The organism is Neobacillus ginsengisoli (genome assembly GCF_030813055.1).
In genome coordinates this window covers 340,656-361,357 of sequence record NZ_JAUSTW010000001.1, presented here as the reverse complement: position 1 = coordinate 361,357, position 20,702 = coordinate 340,656, and the positions used below count along the sequence as shown (strand labels likewise).

Sequence of the window (20,702 nt, the reverse complement as noted above, 5' to 3'; positions counted from 1 at the left end):
TACACCCTCTCTTAAAACTTACGTTTTCTTGCTGCTTCAGACTTTTTCTTACGTTTTACACTTGGCTTTTCGTAGAATTCGCGCTTTCTTGCCTCTTGCAAAGTACCAGTTTTTGATACTGTACGTTTGAAGCGACGAAGAGCATCTTCAAGCGATTCGTTTTTACGAACGACGGTTTTAGACATTCTCTTTCCCTCCCTCCGAAACACAACACACTTACATTCAATCCATGTACCTTGCAATTATAATATAACCTCGATTCAAGGTCAACTGTAATTCGAATAGTTAATGCAAGCTTTTCAAATTTTTATTCATTAAAATGTAATTTCTTTATATTGAAGTCTTATTTTCCCTTGAAATATGGCATGTCCCTTCCTTCTGAACCATACAATGAAGCGAGGGGGCCAAGACATGCTATACATATTATTATTTGTACTATGCATTTTATTATTTATTTTTGGTATGACCATTATGAGGTTTGGATTATTTAATCTATCTGCAGATAATTTACGCTTATGGCTGATCAAACTGACAAGTTCACCCATAAAAGGAATGATCACAGGGACGATTATAACTGCCCTATTACAAAGCAGCACGGCTGTAATGGTCATTACGATAGGATTAATTTCAGCAGGAATCATGAACTTTCCTCAATCAATAGGGATAATATTAGGGACAAATATCGGAACTACTTTTAAGACAGAATTAATTACCTTCAACTTAGACTCTATTCTTGTCCCATTGGCAATTAGCGGCGCATTGCTTATTTTATTTAAAAACAAAAAAGCTAGGAGCATTGGGATGCTTTTATTTGGAATTGCCTCAGTATTTACGGCAATGAAAGGATTCGAGTTATTGGCACATCCATTGACATCTCTCCCGTTTATTAATAAATTTATTCTTTCCATAAACGACAGTATTCTCTTTAGCCTTCTAACTGGTGCAATCATTACGGCTATCATTCAATCCAGTACGGCGATGACGGGAATTGCCATGGGATTTTTAACAGCAGGACTGCTGCAGCTTAATGCAGGAATCGCCATAATGCTAGGGGCTAATATCGGCACTTGCATCACGGCTGTAATTGCTTCTATAGGTGGAGGCAAAGAATCCAGACTTGCCGCATATGCTCATGTTTGGCTTAACATTTTTGGGGTATTGCTTTTTATACCGCTCATTCCGATTCTAACGAATCATGCCGCTTTCCTGGCCAGCCATAAGGATGTACAATTGGCACATATTAGTGTAATCTTTAATGTCGCTACTTCATTGCTTGTTTTACCATTTGCAACGAAATTTGGAGAAATGCTTTTATTTCTTCATGGAAAAAAATCATAATGCATATTGAAAACAAGACGGCTGAAAGCCGTCATATTTTTTAATAATTTGAAGTTACTGTCAGTCCATTTAGTATGGCCACACCTGAACTTGCACCAATTCTTGTTGCGCCTGCTTGAATCATATTTTGAGCATCTTCTGTACTTCGTACTCCACCGGATGCTTTTACCCCAATGTTTGGCCCAACTGTATTTCTCATTAATTTAATATCCTCGACTGTTGCTCCACCTGTAGAGAATCCGGTTGAGGTTTTCACATAATCAGCCCCTGCTTTAACCGATAGCTCGCAGGCTCTGATTTTTTCTTCTTTAGACAAAAGGCTTGTTTCGATAATGACTTTTGTTAAAGCCCTGCCTTTTGCTGCTTCAACAACAGCTCGTATATCGCTTTCCACTAATTCATCGTTTTTATCCTTCAGTGCACCAATATTAATCACCATATCGACCTCCTCGGCCCCATGGTCAATGGCATTTTTGGTTTCAAAAGCTTTTGTTTCTGTAGTCGTTGCTCCTAAAGGAAATCCAATGACCGTACAAACCTTTACACCGCTGCCTTTTAAGAGTTCTTTTGAAGTAGAGACCCATGCAGGGTTAACACAAACAGAAAAAAATTTATACTCCCGTGCTTCATGGCAAAGCGTTTCAATTTGTTGCTTTGTTGCATCAGGTTTTAATAAGGTATGGTCTATCATTGCAGCAACATTCGACGTAACCAATTTATATTCTCCTCTCTTATCCATTCTAAGATTCCAGAAGTTATCTTGACGTGATTCAGAAAGAAATTTGCTACTAATTATAGCATACCCAAATTTGCATAAGAAAAAGGACCCAAAATCAGGGTCCTTAAAAGATTACATGGCCGCTTCTTCTTTTACAAATACCTCATCTTTAACAGATGTGTCTTCAACAATTCTTACAAATTGCCCTTCATTATAAGGATAGCCCGCTTTTGTAATCTTTACTTTGACAATTTTCCCAATCATATCTTCTGTAGCAGGAAAAACAACTTTCAGGTAATTATCTGTATATCCTACATATAAACCCGTACCCGCTTCTTCTTTGTACTCTTCCTCAGGAATAACTTCCAAAACATCGTTTTCAAAAAGAGAAGCATATTCTTTCGCCAGTTGATCAGATAAAGAAATCAATCGATGTACCCGTTCATTCTTCACTTCTTCATCAACCTGGTCCTCCATACGGGCAGCTGGTGTTCCAGTACGTTTTGAATATGGGAAAACATGTAGTTCAGAGAATTTATGTTCTTTGATAAAATTATAGGTCTCCATAAACTCTTCTTCTGTTTCTCCTGGGAAACCAACAATAACATCCGAAGTAACTGCAAGCCCCGGCAGCACTTCTTTTAGACGTTCAAGTCTTTCTCCAAAGAACTCCATGGTATATTTACGGCGCATCCTTTTCAAAACAGAGTTGGAACCGGATTGAAGAGGAATATGCAAATGACGTACAACAGTATTGGAATGTTTAATGACTTCAATTACTTCATCAGTAATTTGGCTTGCTTCAATAGAAGAAATTCGAAGGCGTTCCAAACCTTTTACATCCGCCTCTAAATCACGGAGGAGCATCGCAAGATTATAATCCTTCATGTCTTCCCCATAGCCGCCGGTGTGAATTCCGGTTAAGACAATTTCTTTATACCCGGCATCAACTAATTGCTGTGCCTGGCGAATAACTTCCTTCGGATCACGCGATCTCATTAGTCCTCGAGCCCAAGGGATTATACAGAATGTGCAGAAATTATTACAGCCCTCTTGAATCTTTAAAGATGCACGGGTTCTGTCTGTAAACGCAGGAACATCAAGCTCTTCGTAGACTCGGTTTTTCATAATATTACCGACACCATTTATCGGTTGCCGTTCATTTTTATATTGTTCGATAAATCCGAGCATTTTTACACGGTCCTGAGTTCCGACTACGATATCAACACCTGGAATGGCCATGATTTCAGCAGGCGATGTCTGAGCGTAACACCCTGTTACACAAATAACTGCGTCAGGATTTTTACGAACTGCCCGTCTTATAACCTGACGGCTTTTTTTGTCACCGGTATTTGTTACGGTACAAGTATTAATAATATATACATCTGATAGGGATTCGAAATCAACCCTATCGTAGCCTTCTTGCTTAAATAACTGCCAGATTGCTTCAGTCTCATAGTGGTTCACCTTACATCCAAGTGTATGAAACGCGACTGTTGGCATATGTTTTCACCTCAATAATTCAATATGATAGGAAATTGCCGCAAGTGCATACAATGGGGCAGTTTCTGTTCGTAAAATTCGCGGGCCTAACCCGCAAAGCGAAAAATCATTTTCTCGTAAAAGCTGAACCTCTTCTTCAGTTAATCCACCTTCAGGTCCAAAAACCATCAGGAGCGACTCACCTTTTTTTAGTTGTTGGAGTGTAGCAGAAAAATTTGATGTTTCTCCATTTCTACTCTCCTCTTCAAAAGCAACTAATTTATAATCGTAATCATTGCTTTTTTTAAGTAACGTTTTAAAGCTAATCGGGCTAACAACCTCAGGCAAAAACGCACGATGAGATTGTTCAGCAGCTTCTTTGGCGATTTTTTGCCATCTCTCTATCTTCTTTGCTGCTTTTTTTTCATCCCATTTAACAACCGAGCGTGAAGCCGAAAACGGAAGAAACTCATAGGCACCCATCTCCGTACCTTTTTGAATAATCCATTCAAGCTTGTCTCCCTTAGGCAAGCCGCTTGCTATCGTAATCGATATCGGAAGCTCTGATTGCTCATCTTTCCATTGTACAACGTCTGCAACAACTTGTTCATCGGTAATTTCTGCAATTTTGCAGACAGCTGATTTCCCTTCTGAATCCACACATACAATTTGGTCACCAATTTCCATGCGCATAACCTTTACGATATGATGGCGGTCTTCAGCGTCGATAAAAAAACGATTATCCTTTGCTCGTTCGTTAACAAAGTAGCGTTGCACACGATGCACCCTCTCAAAAGCATTTTACTCCTTATTTTACTAAAATGGAGTTATTTTTGAAAGTAAATAAATAGAAAAAGGGGTTCAAACCGCCCCTTTTTCACTCATTATTTCCTATTCGCAATAATAGCAACCCAATCTTCCATTAAAATGGTTTCAGTTATTTCAAAGCCTGCTTCAATCAAAGCTTCTTTAACTTGATCTTTTTTCTGTTGAATAATTCCTGAGGCAATAAACGATCCTCCAGGCTTAACCACACGGGCGACATCATTTGTAAAGCGTAAAATAACTTCAGCCAGTATATTGGCAACGATAACATCTGCTGAATTCTCCTCAACACCGTCAAGAAGGTTGTTTTGCGAAGTGGTCACAACTTCATTTACTTTATTTAGCTTGATATTCAGTCTCGCCGTTGTCACTGCGACTTCATCCAAATCAAAAGCCCTGACATCTTCTGCTCCTAACATTGCAGCTGCAATGCTTAATACCCCTGAACCGGTACCTACATCAATTACCTGATCACCGGGCCGGACGGTTCGTTCCAGAGCTTGGATACACATAACGGTTGTCGGGTGTGTTCCTGTACCAAATGCCATCCCCGGATCCAATTCAATAATCAGTTCGTCGCTGCTGACTGGTGTATAGATTTCCCAAGTTGGGACAATCGTAAATTTCTCGGAAATTTTAACAGGATTATAATATTTTTTCCAAGCTGTTGCCCATTCTTCTTCGTTTACTTCACTTATCGTTACTTTATTTATCCCGATATCAATATTATAGATAATTAGGTTATTGATCGATTCTTTAATGGCATCTACCGTTTCACCTAAAAAACTGTTAACCGGTAAATAAGCTTTTACGATTACCCCTTCTTCAGGATAATCATCCGGATTGAGATGGTAGATTTCGCCGAATTGATCTTCTCTTTCCTTCGTGAGATCAAATGGATCTTCAATGACTACACCGCTCGCACCGGCTTCATGCAAAATATGAGAAATAGGTTCGATCGCTTCATTTGTTGTATGGATACTGATTTCGGACCACTTCAAATCTACCAACTCCAATCCTTACTCGCCTTTAAAGGCACGTTTTACTTTTGAAAAAAAGCCTTCTTCATGTTCACCAATTGGAGCAGAGCCGCTAATATCGGCAAATTCACGTAAAAGCTGTTTTTGCTTATCAGTCAGTTTAGTTGGAGTAATGATGCGCACAAGAATATGCTGATCCCCTACCCCATATCCACGGACATTTGGTACACCTTTTCCCTTCAAGCGGAATTTGGTTCCTGTTTGCGTTCCTGCCGGGACTTTAAGTTTTACTTTTCCGTGTAAAGTTGGGACCTCAATTTCATCACCCAATGATGCTTGCACAAAAGTGATAGGCATTTCACAATAAATATCATCGCCATCTCTTTCAAAAAATTCATGAGCGCGTACATGGAAGACAACATATAAATCCCCGGAAGGTCCGCCGTTGATTCCGGATTCCCCTTGACCGGACATTCTTAATTGCTGACCATCGTCAATGCCCGCAGGAATTTTAACATGAATTTTTTTCCGTTTCTTCACTTTTCCTGTACCACCGCAGGTTGAACATTTATGTTTAATTTCTTTTCCAGTTCCATTACAGTGGTGACAAGTTCGGCGATTCACAATTCTGCCGAATGGAGTGTTTTGCTCCACATTTAACTGACCTGTTCCGTTGCAATGCTGACAGGTCTCAGGTTTTGTTCCTGGTTTTGCTCCGGAACCGCTGCAAGTATTACAAGTTTCTTCCCGTGGAATTTCAATATCCGTTTCTTTTCCAAACGCTGCTTCTTCAAAAGAAACGGTCATTGTGTACTGCAGGTCTGCACCTTGCCTTGGCGCATTTGGATCTCTTCTTCTTGAAGTGCCTCCGCCAAAGAAGGTATTGAATATATCTTCGAAACCGCCAAAGCCGCCGCCAAAATCTCCGCCGCCGCCAAAGCCTTGATTTGGATCGGTATGACCGAATTGATCATAATGGGCCTTTTTTTGATCATCGCTTAACACTTCATAAGCTTCAGCTATTTCCTTAAATTTATCTGCCGCATCAGGCTCTTTATTAATATCCGGATGATATTGTTTAGAGAGCTTTCGATATGCTTTTTTTATCTCATCCTTTGAAGCGCCATTATTTACCCCCAGCACCTCATAGTAATCCCGTTTGCTCATGATTACCACTCCCGAATCTGTCACATAAAGATTATTTTAACACCCTTGTGAACTATATTGCAATAAAAAGCATTGCCATTTATACAAAGAAAAAGCCAAAGCCGATTGACTGACTTTGACTTTTTCTTGCTCTTCAGCCGATTATTTATCGTCTTTTACTTCTTCGAATTCCGCATCCACAACATTGTCGTCTTTGCCAGCATTGGTGGCACCCTCTTGGCCCCCTGCAGCCTGTGCTTGCTTAGCGGCTTCTTCATAAAGCTTAACCGTCAAAGCCTGAACAATCTCCTGTAAAGCATCTTTTTTAGTACGAATCTCAGAAAGATCGTTTTTCTCAATCGCTTCTTTTAAGGCATCTTTTGCTTCATTTGCTTTTGCTGCTTCAGCGGCATCCACTTTTCCTTCAAGATCCTTTAAGGTTTTTTCAGTTGTAAAGACAAGTTGATCTGCTTCATTACGAAGCTCCACTTCTTCCTTACGCTGTTTATCTGCTTCAGCATTTTCTTCCGCTTCTCTGACCATTTTTTGGATTTCTTCATCAGAAAGACCAGTAGAAGATTTAATGGTGATTTGCTGTTCTTTATTAGTTCCCAAATCTTTTGCACGCACATTTACAATACCGTTTTTATCAATATCAAAGTTCACTTCAATTTGCGGAATTCCACGCGGAGCTGGCGGAATATCACTTAACTGGAAGCGACCAAGTGTTTTATTGTTAGCTGCCATTGGGCGTTCCCCTTGAAGAACATGGATATCAACAGCAGTTTGGTTATCAGCGGCAGTTGAAAATACTTGTGATTTAGATGTAGGGATTGTTGTATTACGGTCGATTAATTTCGTAAACACACCACCCATTGTCTCAATACCAAGAGAAAGCGGAGTTACGTCAAGTAATACGACATCCTTTACATCACCGGTGATTACCCCGCCTTGAATGGCTGCACCCATTGCAACCACTTCATCCGGGTTTACGCCACGATGCGGCTCTTGTCCGGTTGCTTTTTTAATTGCCTCCTGAACGGCCGGAATACGTGTTGAACCACCAACAAGAATGACTTTATCAATTTGTGATGGAGTTAATCCTGCATCACTTAAAGCTTGACGAGTCGGGCCCATTGTCCGTTCAACAAGATGCGCTGAAATTTCGTCAAATTTTGCTCTTGATAATGTGACTTCAAGATGAAGTGGACCTGCAGCCCCTGCAGTGATAAATGGTAAAGAAATTTGTGTTGACATGACACCTGATAAATCTTTTTTCGCTTTTTCAGCGGCATCCTTTAAGCGCTGTAATGCCATCTTGTCTTGAGAAAGATCAATGCCATTTTCTTTTTTGAATTGGTCAACTAAATAATCAATAATAACTTGGTCAAAATCATCTCCACCAAGACGGTTATCACCCGCTGTGGATTTTACTTCAAATACGCCATCACCAAGTTCAAGGATCGATACGTCAAACGTACCGCCGCCAAGGTCGTAAACAAGAATCGTTTGATCTTGTTCAGTTTTATCCAGTCCGTATGCAAGAGCAGCTGCAGTAGGCTCATTGATAATACGCTCTACTTCAAGACCGGCGATTTTACCAGCATCCTTGGTTGCCTGACGCTCTGCATCATTAAAATAAGCTGGAACCGTAATTACAGCTTTCGTTACCGGCTCGCCAAGATAGTCTTCCGCGTAAGATTTTAAATATTGAAGGATAATTGCCGAAATCTCTTGTGGAGTATAATTTTTTCCTTCAGCATCTACCTTATATGCAGTACCCATATGACGTTTAATCGACATGATGGTGTTCGGGTTTGTAATCGCCTGACGCTTTGCGACTTCCCCTACTTGACGTTCACCATTTTTAAACGATACAACAGATGGAGTAGTGCGATTTCCTTCGGGATTTGGGATTACTTTTGGTTCTCCGCCTTCAAGAACTGCCACACATGAGTTGGTTGTTCCAAGGTCAATACCAATAATTTTGCTCATTGCCTTTTCCTCCTAGAAAAAATATGTAGTATTTCCTTATTGACTTACTTTTACCATTGATGGACGGATCACTCTGTCTTTCAACAAGTAGCCTTTTTGGAATTCCTCGATAACAATATTTGAGGCATAGTTTTCATCTTCAGCCTGCATAACAGCTTGATGCAAATGAGGGTCAAACTCTTTATTCACAGCCTCAATCGCTTCAACGCCCTCTTTTTTCAAGGCTTCCAATAAACCGCGATAAACCATTTCCATACCCTGAAGCAAGGCCTTAGTGTGTTCATTTTCAACTTCCATTTTCAAAGCTCTTTCAAAATTGTCTAATGCAGGCAATAAATCAGTAATCAATTTTTGCGCTCTATATTTTTCGCTCGCCTCGCTGTCCAATCTTGTACGACGGCGGAAATTATCAAAGTCAGCTTGAAGGCGCAAATAACGATTATCTGCTTCTTCTAACTTGTTCTTAAGCGTTTGAATTTCTTCCTCGAAAGGATTTACTTCATTTTGCTCGATTGTTTCTGTTTCATCAAAAACAGATTCAACCGCATTTTCTTCAGTAAGTTCACCATTTTTATTACTTAGTGGTTCAACCTCTTCATTGATTGTATTGTTTTTTTCATTCATCAAACTTACTCACCTCCCTTTAAGGGTTCTATAATAAAGTAAAAAATCATCTTCACAGAAAGGGGGTGAAACTAAAATAGATTCCACCCATACTCAATATTTCCTGCGTTAATTATTTTGATACAGCTTTGTTAACACGGAGGTCAAGTCCTTGCTCAGTAACTGCAGTAAACCAATCACGCGTGAATATTCCATTCTAGTTGGACCTAAGATGGCAATTGTCCCCAGCTTTTCAGCTCCGACTGAATAGGTAGCTGTGATTAAACTGCAATTGTCCATTGCACTAATATTGTTTTCCCTGCCAATTTTCACATGAATACCCGCTGACTCTTTTCTAATTAAATTATAGAACCATTCTTCCTGGTCAATCATGTTTAAAAGAGTACGGATCTTTGTAATATCATGGAATTCAGGCTGGCTTAACATATTTGTTTTTCCGCCAAAGAAAAGTTTTTCATTAACGGGCATTTTAAACGATTCAGCAATGGTATTCATCATCAAATCGTAATTATGAATATGCTGTCTAAGCAGCATGGCAACTTCTTTATAGATTTTATCATTTAATTCATCAAGTGGAACCCCTGCTAAACGTTCGTTCAGAATATTTACCGTTTTCTCTAAATCACTGACATCAACAGTAGACGGCAACTTAAAGGTCCGATTTTCCACATGACCCGTGTCGGTAACAAAAATCGCAACTGCTGTTTCCTGGTTTAAAGGGATAATTTGAATTCTTTTTAGCTTATTAATACTAACGGCAGGTCCAAGAACAATGGACGTATAGTTGGTAAGTTCAGATAAAATCTTGGCCGATTTTTGAATAATTTTTTCAAACTCAAAAATTTTCTCAGCAAAAATGGATTGAATAATGGAAATATCCTGCTGATTCAATATTTGAGGTGAAAGCAAATGATCAACATAATACCGATAACCCTTTTCCGATGGGACACGCCCCGAAGAAGTATGAGTCTTCTCTATAAACCCCATATCTTCTAAGTCAGCCATTTCATTGCGAATAGTCGCCGAACTGAATGAAATTTCCTCTTTTTTCGACAAACTTCTAGAGCCGACAGGTTGTGCAGATCGAATAAAGTCATCAACAATAACCTGAAGAATCAATAATTGACGATCTGATAGCACATGCATCACCTCTGTTAGCACTCATAGCAGCTGAGTGCTAATTCTACTAATAAATTATCAAAAAAGGGGGGATGGTGTCAATCATTACATACTAAGAAAAGCGGGGATTTAGACAGCTCCTAAAAAAGATTGAAAAACTTCATTTCCAAGGAGTCGTCCCCTTTTAGTTAAATATATATTATCTTCATCCGTTTCCAACCATTGTTTTTCAACTAAATCAACAATTTCATTTTTAAATAATTGACGAGGATCCTTCCCGAATTTACCAATAAAATGTGAAATGGATACCCCTTTCGTTTTACGTAACCCTAAAAACATCTCTTCTTCCATTTGTTCAGCTTTTGTTACTTCATGCTCTTCAAAAACAGGCAGCATGCCTTTGTTAATTTGGTCGATATATTTTTTCAACGGACCGGAATTAGATCGCCTCAGTCCATTTAGATAACTATGGGCCCCTGCTCCAAGGCCATAATAGAAGTCGTTATTCCAATAGGTTAAGTTATGCTTACTTTCAAAGCCGGGTTTTGAAAAATTGCTTATTTCATATTGTCTAAAACCGTTTTTTTCCATCTCTTCCATCAAAAGCTCATACATGGCAGCTTCAATATCTTCACCCGGAGTCAGCAGCTTACCTTTTTTCATTAAATTATAAAAAACTGTCTTCGGTTCGATAATTAAGGAATAAGCCGAGTAATGGGTGATATCGAGAGTAAAAGCCTCTGATAGGGATTCTTTAAAATCTTGAAGTGTTTGTGTCGGTAAACTAAAGATTAAATCGATACTGATATTTTCAAATCCTACTTTTTTTGCATCCTCAATAGACTGATAAACGTCTCTTTTCCTGTGCACACGGCCTATTTTTTGTAATAGGTCTTCATTAAAAGTTTGGACACCCAAACTAATGCGATTAACCCCTGCATCTTTTAATATTTGTAATTTTCCTTTTGTTAAATCACCTGGATTTGCTTCGAAGGTGAATTCTACATTTGCACTTTTGGGCAGGTTTCTGTTTATACTTTCACAAAATTTATCCAGCTGTTGCTCATTTAATGATGTCGGGGTCCCCCCTCCAACAAATATTGTTTCAAGATGGTCTGTTGGATATCGGCTTATAGTCATCTTCATTTCCTGGTCCAGTGCTTGTAAATAATCATCTACAGGCTGCCCTTTGAGAAACATTTTATTAAAATCACAATAATGACAAATATGCTCACAGAAAGGAATATGGAGATAAGCAGCTTTAATCATTTTTAACACTCCTAACATGTAACAAAAAGAGGCTAAGATTGCCTTTAATCAGGCTTGTCCTAACCTCCCGCTAGATTATTTTTTTGTATTCGTATCGTCCATTTTCAGGACAGCCATGAAAGCTTCTTGCGGTACTTCAACGGAACCAACTTGTTTCATCCGTTTCTTACCTTCTTTTTGCTTTTCTAATAATTTTCGTTTACGGGATATATCCCCGCCATAACATTTTGCTAATACGTTTTTACGCATCGCTTTAATGGTTGATCGTGCAACAATTTTTTGGCCGATTGCAGCCTGGACAGGAACCTCAAATTGCTGCCTCGGAATAAGTTCCTTCAGCTTTTCAACAATTACTTTTCCGCGCTCATAAGCAAAATCATTATGAACAATAAAGCTCAATGCATCCACTTTTTCTGCATTTAACAATATATCCATTTTAACCAGCTTGGATGGTTTATAACCGATTAGCTCATAATCAAAGGAAGCATAACCCCGTGTACTTGATTTTAATTGATCGAAGAAATCATAAACAATTTCAGCCAATGGAATTTCATAGATGATGCTAACCCGATTTTCACCTTGGTATTGCATATCAATAAAGATTCCGCGCTTAAGCTGACATAGCTCCATAATGGCTCCAACATAATCGTTTGGTGCCATCATTGTTGCTTTTACATAAGGCTCTTCGATGCGATCAATTTTTTGCGGGTCCGGTAAGTTAGATGGGTTATCCACCTTTAAATCAGATCCATCTGTCATTTTCACATGATAGATAACACTCGGAGCAGTCGTAATTAAATCAATTTTGAATTCACGCTCAATTCGTTCCTGAATGATTTCCATATGAAGAAGACCTAAAAATCCACATCGGAAACCAAATCCAAGTGCTTGGGAGGTTTCAGGTTCAAATTGGAGAGCAGAATCATTTAGCTGAAGCTTTTCCAATGCTTCCCGTAAGTCATTAAATCTAGCTGTATCAATTGGATAAAGCCCGCAATAGACCATTGGATTAAGTTTACGGTAACCCGGGAGCGGTTCAGATGCACCATTTTTAGCATTTGTAATGGTATCACCTACGCGTGTATCTCCGACATTTTTAATTGATGCGGTTAAAAAGCCGACATCCCCAACGGTTAACTCATCAAGCAATACGGCTTTCGGAGTAAATACGCCGACTTCATTCACTTCAAACTCTTTACCTGTTGCCATCATTCTAATCTTATCGCCGACCTTCACAGAACCTTCGACAACACGAATATAAGCGACAACACCGCGATAAGCATCATATAAAGAATCAAAAATCAAGGCTTTAAGCGGCGCTTCCGGATCTCCTGTTGGAGCCGGGACGGTTTTTACTACCTGTTCAAGAATTTCTTCAATTCCAATCCCTGCTTTAGCAGATGCTAAAACTGCTTCAGAAGCGTCCAAGCCAATGACTTCTTCAATTTCATTACGGACTCTTTCAGGCTCAGCACTCGGTAAGTCAATTTTGTTAATTACCGGTAAAATTTCAAGGTTGTTATCCAGTGCAAGATAAACATTCGCCAGTGTCTGTGCTTCAATTCCCTGTGCAGCATCAACGACTAAAATAGCCCCTTCGCATGCAGCAAGGCTTCGCGAAACCTCATAGGTAAAATCGACGTGTCCCGGTGTATCGATTAAGTGATAAATATATTCTTCTCCGTCTTTTGCTTTGTATTTTAACTGTACTGCATTTAATTTTATCGTAATCCCGCGCTCACGTTCGAGGTCCATCGAATCCAGTAGCTGGTCTTTCATTTCACGGGATGATAATGCATTTGTTTTCTCTAAAATACGGTCAGCCAATGTTGATTTCCCATGGTCAATATGGGCGATAATCGAAAAATTTCTAATTTTAGATTGTCGTTTGAGTTTTTCTTCTCTGTTCATGTCGTTCACTCCTACTATACTCGCACATGTACACTATTTTTGATTATATCAGCACGGGTATCAAGATTCAATTAAAACTGGATTCCGGAGTTATACTCATAAAAAATAGCGGTACCACTAGGTTCCGCTATCGCTCAATTATTTTGTTATACTTTTGACGAGTTTTTCGGAAGCATTGGATATCCCGTCCGACAACTTCTTTCCCATCGAGGAGAAGATATTAAAAGAACTGATTTCCTCAAGTTTTTTTTGTTTTTCCTCAAAATCATGGGTTACAGGATTTTTTTCTGAAAATGATAAATTATGGCCCTTCTCTTTTATGAAAATGGCACCTTGAAAATTAGGATCGTTAGAGCCCTTCATCTTATGAATACCGTCATTCGCGATTTGCATTCCTGCTAGAACTGAGATAAACATAAGAGCAGCAATCCCTAAACATTTTAACATAAATACCTTCATAAAAACTCCTGACTTTCTTAATTATTTCGTATAATAGCCGGCATTTTCCTGATCGACTGCACTGTGGAGCGAGGCGTTCAAACCATTGGCGATAAGGTTTGCCATGTCTTCGATAAAAACATCCACTTCCTTTGGTGTAACCATTAAATTATGCCCGATCGGCGACAGCACCTCATAAATTAATTTTCTTTTTTCTTCGTCTGTTAAGGTGCCAATCATTCCAAGAAACGTCTTGCGATGTTTTTCCTCCGGCAAATCCTCATCAGTAAGCTTCCGGCGTTCCCCAAAACTCATCCCGGCAGGTGCAAGTGATCTTGAAGGCCGATTACCTTCTCTAAGCTCTTTCCCAAAATGTTTAAGGATGAAATCTATCGTATCGCTGGTAATGGAAACTGCATCCACAACGGTAGGTACGCCAATGGCGATAACAGGAATTCCTAATGTTTCTTTACTTAATTCTTTTCTTTTATTCCCTACCCCCGAACCAGGATGAATGCCGGTGTCAGAAATTTGAATAGTAGAATTAACCCTCTCAATAGATCTTGATGCTAATGCATCAATCGCAATCACAAAATTGGGCTTTGATTTTTCCACTACACCAAAAATTATGTCACTTGTTTCAATTCCGGTTAATCCCATAACACCGGGCGATATGGCACTTACGGAACGATATCCTTCCTCCACATTTTCCGGCTGCAGTTGAAATAAATGACGGGTAATTAATAAATTTTCACAGACCATTGGTCCAAGTGCATCAGGAGTGACATTCCAATTTCCGAGCCCGACCACCAGGCAGGAGTCAGTTTTTTTAATTCCCGTCCCTTCCAAAAAATGAGAGAATTCATTCGCAAAAATATTCTCTACTTTTTGTTGTAGATCGGTATCCTGCCCACGGATTCCTTGCACTTCAACCGTTAAGTATCTACCGGCTTTTTTTCCTAAGTGTTGTTCTCCTTCTTTTGTCACTTCTACTAAAGAAATTTTGATATCATCAACATCTTTTTCTTTAATGATGACTCCTTCGATTTGGGATAGGTTTTCTTCTTGTTGAACCGTAGATCCCCGTCCTGCAAGTACCATTTCTCTTGCTTCAATAGCTAAATCTGTACGAACAGAGTATTTGCTTAAATCAACTGATTCCTTCATATTTGCAACGCTCCCATCCATAATTCCTTAAAAAAAATAGAAACTATTTCCTATTTTCCCCCTAATCACAGTAAAACATGCAAATGATAATTTCGTTCCTTTACAAACAACTATTGCAAAAGCTAAGTACGTTTGATAAAATATCACTTGTTCTGATTATTGTTAATGAATGTTAAGTCGAGTTCATATAGTCTCGATTCTTTGTAGGAGGTGAATGTAATGCCTAACATTAAATCTGCTATTAAGCGTGTAAAAACAAGCGAAGCTCGTAATGCTCAAAATACAACTGCGAAATCTGCAATGCGTACTGCTGTTAAAAAAGTAGAAGCTGCTATTTCAAATAACGACGGTGCTGCTGCTAAAGAAGTATTAGCATCTGCTGCAAGTAAATTAGACAAGGCTGCTGCTAAAGGACTTATCCATAAAAATGCTGCTGCTCGTAAAAAGTCACGTCTAATGAAAAAAGCTAATTCGCTATAATAAAGCGCACAAAAAAACGATTCCTCATCAGGAATCGTTTTTTTACCTTTTTAACCGAAACAATAACATTTCAATCAATAAAGACTTATTCATGCCTCCGGTCTTCATTTGATAATCAGCTTCCGCAATGAGCTTCATTAGGTTGGCCAATTCTTCATCTGTAAATTTACCCGCTTGACCCGCAGCAAGTTTTACGCGGAATGGATGAATTTTCAGGTAGGATGCTATTTGCTGTTGCCCATATCCTCTTCGGGACAGTTCTTTAACTTGATAGATTAACCTGAATTGGCCTGCAAGCAAGGCCAAAATCTTAATCGGCTCCTCATTTTGCTTTAACAAATCAAAATAAATCCGAAGTGCTTCATCTAGCTTACGCGCGACCACTTTTTCAATCAGCGTAAAAATATTTTGCTCAAGTGATCTTGCCGTTAATTTTTCAACAAGGTCTACGTCAATCTTCTTCTCCCCTGATGTATATAACGATAACTTATCCACTTCACTTGAAAGCATAAACATATTTGTTCCCACTAGGGCAAGCAATAAATCAAGGGCATTAACCTCGAATTCGATTCCGTTTGCTTTCGCTCTTTCCTTAATCCAATTCTTTAGTTCAGATTCATTCAGTTTTTTTGCCTCGACTACCACTGTATTTTTTTTTAATTCTTTAGTTATTTTTTTTCGTTCATCGAGCTTTTCATATGGAGCGGAAATGACCATCACTGTAAAGGGTGCCGGCTCTTTTAAGTAGGATTCTAATCTTGATAAGTTATGTTCAACCTTATCTTTTGATTTTTCAGCTGTTAAAAACGACGGGTTATGTAAAAAAAGCACTTTTCTTTCACCTAGAAAAGGAAAAGTTTCCGCATCTTCCAATGCAACCTCAATCGGTGTTTCCTCCAGATCATAAGCGGAAAAATTAAAATCCTTCTCTTCTTCAACCAGAATATGATCAAGAAGTAATTGCTTCGTTTCATTGATTAAAAAGCCTTCCGTTCCGTATAATAAATAAATAGGAGCTAAGTCCTTTTTTTTAATTTGCTTCCAAATATCCAATACCATTTTTCACCAGCGCTCCTTTGTCACTTAACACATAACTATCGTAAAGAAGCTTGGTCAATTTGACAAGTACTTAAAGGGAATTAGCGTCTTTTTCTTAATTGCGCCAATTCCCGATCTATAGTGAACGCCTGCAATAATAGCCCTAGGATCTTTTATTGCCCGGCGGAGTTCCTTTGTAAATTTTAGTCTAGCCCATTCGGAATAAACTATATGTGTTAACTCTTGTCAGTTAAGGAAGCAACTCTGAATGCCGTATGGATTTTTTTTAGTAAATCGCTTATACTAAATTGTGAAATAGGAGGGGTAGACTGTGAATGAATTTGAAAAAGATGTACAAAGTAAACGCAATGATGCAATGGATTCAGGAGTAGGATTTGGTGTTTCCTTTGGTTTTTTCGCAATTATGTTTATTATCGCAACAGTCATTAAGCTAATCGGATCTTAATAATTGGGTACATAGGGTTTTGGGGCTGCAGTGATGCAGCCTTTTTGCTTTGTTTTATCCTATGGAAGATAGGTAAAAAAGGTTCCTTTTCCTTGAAAAAATCTGTATGTGATTGCACCTTGTTTATCGGTCCGATAAATGATGGAACCGGCTTTTTTTAAACGATCTAATACTTCTTTATGTGGATGGCCAAATCGATTCTTCTCTCCGACAGAAATGAGAGAAACTCTTGGTTTTATTTGATTTATGAAGGTTTGAGCACTTGAGGTTTTACTTCCATGATGACCTGCCTTAAGGATATCAATCTTCAAATTCGGATATTTTTTAATGATTTTTTCCTCTCCTTCCTGATCCAGGTCACCTCCAAAAAACCAAGTGAGCCCACCTACTTTTACAAATATGGTAACAGATCCTTTGTTTCGTTCACCTGAAAAATTCTTTTCCGGTGAAAGGATATAAAAGAAACTCTCTCCGCTAGTCCATTCATTTCCTTCCGAAACCTTCAATGCTGGGATTCCCTTCTTTTCTGCCAGTTTTATAATGTTTAATTCAGCTTCCGATGGTTCGACAACGGAAGACATAAGGATTTGCTTCACCTCCAACTCCTTTAAGATGGAAAAAGCACCGCCGATATGATCCATATCACCATGTGTAAGGATAAGTTTATCAATTTTCGTAATCCCTTTCCCTTTTAAAAAAGGAACCACTACATCCCTGCCAACTTCATATGGTTTTACGCGGTTTTTCCATTGCTCTCCTGAAAAGGCCAAGGTCCCTCCGGTATCAATTAGATAATTCCCTTTTCCAAAAGGGAGATGAATCAGAATACTATCACCCTGCCCGACATCAATCATCGTCACCTCGCCATATGGATTAATCACGTTCCAACCGCTTTGAATAGTTAATAAAAGACAGGTCAAGAGGAAAAGATGAAGATTTCGTTTCCGACAATACCTAGCTTCCCAGATAAAAAAAATCAGCAAAATAATCAGCAAATATAGAACCAGAAAAACGCCATTTGGTCTGCCGGGTGTAAATCGAAAAAGAGAATAATCGGCGAGCTTAGCAATTAGCTGATTGGAGAAAGTAATAATTTTAATAAAGAGGTTAATAACCATCGTGGGAGACGTACCAAATATTAATTGAACAAAAAATAATAAATACAATCCGGGGAGATAAACAAAAGAAAATAACGGGATATACAATAAATTTGCGAAGAGGCTGATAAAGGAAAGTTCGAAGTAATGATACAACAAAAACGGAAGAGCCGCTAATTGCGAGGTTATTGAAGTTACCAGCATACGGGATATATTCTTTTGATACCGCTTTAGGATTTTCGGTGCCGATAAAATGATTGCGAAGCTTACAGTGAAGGAAAGTTGGAAACCAATATCAAATATGATCATTGGGGAAAAAAATAAATAAATGATAAGCGCCAAACTAATTGCATCAATAGGTAAAAGTTTTATGCGATTGTTCCATTTAACCAAGAGAAGGACGAGATAAATCATCATAACTGCCCGGATGACGGACGGTGAACCTCCTGTGAGAATTATATAAAAAGGAAGAATCGTAAGGAGAAAATTCATCATAAACTGCTTGGTAAATCCAATTCGTATCCCAAGGTAATAAACCATCCCAACCAACAATGAAACGTGAAGTCCGGAAATAGCGAGTAAGTGAACAATACCTGTCTTTTGGTAATCCTCCAGTAAATCGGGGTTAAGTACATTCCTGTCTCCAAATATTAATGCCGCTGAAAGAGAGGCAATGTCGGGCGGAAAATGATTCTCGAGGTAACGGATTCCTAAAAAACGAATTTGTTTGACCTTTGCTAAGATCGAAGATTTCACCTGTGAGCAAGTTTGAAGTGGACTTTCTTCCATTTCCATAATCCAGTAAGTCTGTTTAGCCGCTAAATAAGATTGGTAGTTAAAACCATTGGGATTTTTAGCAATGGCCGGTTTTGACAGTTCCCCGGTGACTCTACTTTGACAGCCGTAAAAATCTTTATTTTTTAAAGCCTCTTTTTCTTGCTCAGATTTGATTTTGTAACGAACCAGCAGCTTTTCCTTGTAATTTATTTCGGTCGCCGTTACTTGGAATAAATCTCCATCAATTTTTGTATCTTGGTTATACTCAAGAATAAAAGTGGCAGTTGATTCAGGAATGATCGTTTTATTTTTTGCTGCTGTATGATGACTAACCGCCAAAAACACAAAAAACAAACAACTAATTAAGACAAGCTGTGATTTCGTATAGCTTTTGTATCTATATAAAAGATAACTATAAATTAAAGTTAACAGAAAAAAGGGAACAAAATTAATAAGGGAACAAAGAACACCTAATAATGCTGTCAAAGCAAAATAAAAGTATCTACCATTCATATTTTTTATTCTCCATCGTAAAAATTTACTTTAGGATTTATTTTCGAGGGTAACGCCGGTTTAGAACCGGCGTGTTAAGGGGATTTTCTTATTGATTAATCTTCCGAAAATCAAAATGTTGTTCTTTTAATTCTACTTTTTCAACTTTCACGTTAGCTTGTTCGAAAAGCTCTACTGCATATGGGTGATTCTTATAATCTTGAGCATAATAAACAGTTTTAATGCCTGCCTGAATGAGTGCCTTACAGCACTGAAGGCATGGAAAATGGGTAACATAAATTTCCGAATCGGCAGTGGGTACCCCAAATTTTGCACACTGTAAAAGGGCATTCATTTCAGCATGAATCGTTCTTACACAATGATTGTCAATTACGTAGCATCCTTTATCAATACAGTGGTCCCCTCCCGCGATCGAACCGTTATACCCGCCGGCAATAATCCGCTTATCTCTGACAATGGTTGCTCCAACAGAGAGCCGAGTACATGTACTTCTCAGTGCAAGTAAATGGCTTTGAGCCATAAAATATTGATCCCACGAAATGCGTTCCATAATCTCTCCCACTCCTCCAACAAACTTTTCTGTTACTATTTTAAGTGTAATGTTGCATACAACCAATGGTCAAATAGAACCATTAATGAACAACAATCAGATCTTTTAATTTTTCAAACGTTTTATCCCCGATACCACTAATATTTTTTAAATCTTCAATTGTTTTAAACGGGCCGCTTTTTTCCCGGTATTCAATAATCGATGCTGCTTTTGAGGGACCAACTCCAGGCAGGTTTTGCAATTCATTCACATCCGCCTTATTTAAATCGATTTTTGATTGCTTGTTGCTGAGGCTTCCGCCTATTGTTGCCGAAGAAGCACTTCCAGCCCAAGTACCCGCAGCTCCCGCCTCACCCTTCGCCGGGATGTAGATAACCATTTCATCTTGAACATGTTCGGCAAAGTTAATTTGGCTTTTATCTGCCTTGTCTGTTACACCTCCTGCCCGGTTAATGACATCGATCACTCGTTCACCTTTAGTTGATTCATAAACTCCGGGCTGTTTAATTTCCCCCTTAACATCTACCATGATTTTGTTTGTTTGTTTGTCATGTTGTGATTGACTTAACTCAGTTTTTTTGTTCTTATTTTCTGCTACCTTCACATCCGATTGAAGCTTATTACCAACCTCACTGATTGTTGTATTACGGGAAGACTCATTACCGGTGTTATAAAAATAATAAATACCGCCTAAAGCGATCATAACAGCAAATAACGCGTAGTACTTATGTTCAATCAACCAGTCTTTCAATTTGATCCTTCCTTTCTA

Annotated in this window: 19 protein-coding genes and 1 pseudogene; 3 read left to right on the top strand and 17 right to left on the bottom strand. The window is 38.6% G+C overall.

Translation table 11 applies throughout. The features are described 5' to 3' along the window. Positions 1-11: 11 nt before the first annotated feature. Positions 12-185, bottom strand: coding sequence for a 30S ribosomal protein S21 (gene rpsU, locus J2S10_RS01865; protein ID WP_007087607.1), 174 nt, complete (start codon positions 183-185; stop codon positions 12-14). A gap of 226 nt (positions 186-411) precedes the next feature. Here rpsU and J2S10_RS01860 point away from each other — a divergent pair, with 226 nt between their 5' ends. Further along, entirely contained in the window at positions 412-1,338 is a 927-nt protein-coding gene (locus J2S10_RS01860; protein WP_307404020.1) for a Na/Pi symporter, read from the top strand. 40 nt (positions 1,339-1,378) lie between these two features. On the opposite strand, the gene deoC is transcribed toward J2S10_RS01860, so the two are convergent. The 12 genes from deoC to gpr form a co-directional block, all read right to left on the bottom strand. Further along, entirely contained in the window at positions 1,379-2,029 is a 651-nt protein-coding gene (gene deoC, locus J2S10_RS01855; RefSeq protein WP_307405112.1) for a deoxyribose-phosphate aldolase, read from the bottom strand. 159 nt (positions 2,030-2,188) lie between these two features. After that, positions 2,189-3,559, bottom strand: coding sequence for a tRNA (N(6)-L-threonylcarbamoyladenosine(37)-C(2))-methylthiotransferase MtaB (gene mtaB / locus J2S10_RS01850; RefSeq protein ID WP_307404019.1), 1,371 nt, complete (start codon positions 3,557-3,559; stop codon positions 2,189-2,191). A gap of 6 nt (positions 3,560-3,565) precedes the next feature. After that, positions 3,566-4,315 (bottom strand): 16S rRNA (uracil(1498)-N(3))-methyltransferase, encoded by a 750-nt coding sequence (locus tag J2S10_RS01845; protein ID WP_307404018.1) that lies wholly within the window; start codon positions 4,313-4,315, stop codon positions 3,566-3,568. 107 nt (positions 4,316-4,422) lie between these two features. Then, positions 4,423-5,364 carry a 50S ribosomal protein L11 methyltransferase gene (gene prmA / locus J2S10_RS01840; RefSeq protein WP_307404017.1) on the bottom strand — a complete coding sequence of 314 codons (942 nt, stop codon included), beginning with the start codon at positions 5,362-5,364 and terminating at the stop codon, positions 4,423-4,425. Positions 5,365-5,382: 18 nt separating this feature from the next. Next, positions 5,383-6,510 carry a molecular chaperone DnaJ gene (dnaJ, locus tag J2S10_RS01835; RefSeq protein ID WP_307404016.1) on the bottom strand — a complete coding sequence of 376 codons (1,128 nt, stop codon included), beginning with the start codon at positions 6,508-6,510 and terminating at the stop codon, positions 5,383-5,385. A gap of 141 nt (positions 6,511-6,651) precedes the next feature. Beyond that, a complete protein-coding gene (dnaK, locus tag J2S10_RS01830; protein WP_307404015.1) occupies positions 6,652-8,484 on the bottom strand; it encodes a molecular chaperone DnaK in 1,833 nt (610 codons plus the stop codon). 36 nt (positions 8,485-8,520) lie between these two features. Continuing rightward, entirely contained in the window at positions 8,521-9,108 is a 588-nt protein-coding gene (grpE, locus tag J2S10_RS01825; RefSeq protein ID WP_370876151.1) for a nucleotide exchange factor GrpE, read from the bottom strand. 108 nt (positions 9,109-9,216) lie between these two features. Further along, positions 9,217-10,248 carry a heat-inducible transcriptional repressor HrcA gene (gene hrcA / locus J2S10_RS01820; RefSeq protein ID WP_307404013.1) on the bottom strand — a complete coding sequence of 344 codons (1,032 nt, stop codon included), beginning with the start codon at positions 10,246-10,248 and terminating at the stop codon, positions 9,217-9,219. A 108-nt stretch (positions 10,249-10,356) separates the two neighbouring features. Then, positions 10,357-11,496 carry a radical SAM family heme chaperone HemW gene (hemW, locus tag J2S10_RS01815; RefSeq protein ID WP_307404012.1) on the bottom strand — a complete coding sequence of 380 codons (1,140 nt, stop codon included), beginning with the start codon at positions 11,494-11,496 and terminating at the stop codon, positions 10,357-10,359. A 75-nt stretch (positions 11,497-11,571) separates the two neighbouring features. Beyond that, positions 11,572-13,407, bottom strand: a complete 1,836-nt coding sequence (lepA, locus tag J2S10_RS01810; protein ID WP_307404011.1) for a translation elongation factor 4 — start codon at positions 13,405-13,407, stop codon at positions 11,572-11,574. 138 nt (positions 13,408-13,545) lie between these two features. After that, on the bottom strand, positions 13,546-13,866 hold the full coding sequence (locus J2S10_RS01805) for a DUF3679 domain-containing protein (protein ID WP_307404010.1): 321 nt from the start codon (positions 13,864-13,866) through the stop codon (positions 13,546-13,548). Between the two features lie 21 nt (positions 13,867-13,887). After that, positions 13,888-15,012: a GPR endopeptidase gene (gpr, locus tag J2S10_RS01800; protein WP_307404009.1), complete on the bottom strand. Its 1,125-nt coding sequence runs from the start codon at positions 15,010-15,012 to the stop codon at positions 13,888-13,890. 219 nt (positions 15,013-15,231) lie between these two features. On the opposite strand from gpr, the gene rpsT reads away from it, so the two are divergent. Next, positions 15,232-15,492, top strand: a complete 261-nt coding sequence (rpsT, locus tag J2S10_RS01795) for a 30S ribosomal protein S20 (protein ID WP_307404008.1) — start codon at positions 15,232-15,234, stop codon at positions 15,490-15,492. A 42-nt stretch (positions 15,493-15,534) separates the two neighbouring features. Here rpsT and holA read toward each other — a convergent pair whose 3' ends face one another. After that, complete coding sequence (holA, locus tag J2S10_RS01790; RefSeq protein WP_307404007.1) at positions 15,535-16,551, bottom strand: DNA polymerase III subunit delta; 1,017 nt, start codon at positions 16,549-16,551, stop codon at positions 15,535-15,537. 310 nt (positions 16,552-16,861) lie between these two features. Between holA and J2S10_RS01785 the strand changes: the two genes are divergently transcribed. Continuing rightward, positions 16,862-16,996, top strand: a complete 135-nt coding sequence (locus tag J2S10_RS01785; protein ID WP_307404006.1) for a YqzM family protein — start codon at positions 16,862-16,864, stop codon at positions 16,994-16,996. 59 nt (positions 16,997-17,055) lie between these two features. On the opposite strand, the gene J2S10_RS01780 is transcribed toward J2S10_RS01785, so the two are convergent. The 3 genes and pseudogenes from J2S10_RS01780 to J2S10_RS01770 all read right to left on the bottom strand — a co-directional run bounded on the left by J2S10_RS01780 (position 17,056) and on the right by J2S10_RS01770 (position 20,684). Beyond that, complete coding sequence (locus J2S10_RS01780) at positions 17,056-19,383, bottom strand: DNA internalization-related competence protein ComEC/Rec2 (RefSeq protein ID WP_307404005.1); 2,328 nt, start codon at positions 19,381-19,383, stop codon at positions 17,056-17,058. A gap of 103 nt (positions 19,384-19,486) precedes the next feature. Further along, positions 19,487-19,933: pseudogene (locus J2S10_RS01775) on the bottom strand (ComE operon protein 2); the annotation flags it as partial. Positions 19,934-20,015: 82 nt separating this feature from the next. Further along, entirely contained in the window at positions 20,016-20,684 is a 669-nt protein-coding gene (locus J2S10_RS01770; protein ID WP_307404003.1) for a helix-hairpin-helix domain-containing protein, read from the bottom strand. Positions 20,685-20,702: the final 18 nt, after the last annotated feature.

Excerpts from the sequence above, each read along its gene's own strand:
- rpsU (WP_007087607.1), bottom strand. The coding sequence starts at position 185 with ATGTCTAAAACCGTCGTTCGTAAAAACGAATCGCTTGAAGATGCTCTT.
- J2S10_RS01860 (WP_307404020.1), top strand. The coding sequence starts at position 412 with ATGCTATACATATTATTATTTGTACTATGCATTTTATTATTTATTTTT.
- deoC (WP_307405112.1), bottom strand. The coding sequence starts at position 2,029 with ATGATAGACCATACCTTATTAAAACCTGATGCAACAAAGCAACAAATT.
- mtaB (WP_307404019.1), bottom strand. The coding sequence starts at position 3,559 with ATGCCAACAGTCGCGTTTCATACACTTGGATGTAAGGTGAACCACTAT.
- dnaJ (WP_307404016.1), bottom strand. The coding sequence starts at position 6,510 with ATGAGCAAACGGGATTACTATGAGGTGCTGGGGGTAAATAATGGCGCT.
- dnaK (WP_307404015.1), bottom strand. The coding sequence starts at position 8,484 with ATGAGCAAAATTATTGGTATTGACCTTGGAACAACCAACTCATGTGTG.
- grpE (WP_370876151.1), bottom strand. The coding sequence starts at position 9,108 with ATGAATGAAAAAAACAATACAATCAATGAAGAGGTTGAACCACTAAGT.
- hemW (WP_307404012.1), bottom strand. The coding sequence starts at position 11,496 with ATGATTAAAGCTGCTTATCTCCATATTCCTTTCTGTGAGCATATTTGT.
- lepA (WP_307404011.1), bottom strand. The coding sequence starts at position 13,407 with ATGAACAGAGAAGAAAAACTCAAACGACAATCTAAAATTAGAAATTTT.
- J2S10_RS01805 (WP_307404010.1), bottom strand. The coding sequence starts at position 13,866 with ATGAAGGTATTTATGTTAAAATGTTTAGGGATTGCTGCTCTTATGTTT.
- gpr (WP_307404009.1), bottom strand. The coding sequence starts at position 15,012 with ATGAAGGAATCAGTTGATTTAAGCAAATACTCTGTTCGTACAGATTTA.
- rpsT (WP_307404008.1), top strand. The coding sequence starts at position 15,232 with ATGCCTAACATTAAATCTGCTATTAAGCGTGTAAAAACAAGCGAAGCT.
- holA (WP_307404007.1), bottom strand. The coding sequence starts at position 16,551 with ATGGTATTGGATATTTGGAAGCAAATTAAAAAAAAGGACTTAGCTCCT.
- J2S10_RS01780 (WP_307404005.1), bottom strand. The coding sequence starts at position 19,383 with ATGAATGGTAGATACTTTTATTTTGCTTTGACAGCATTATTAGGTGTT.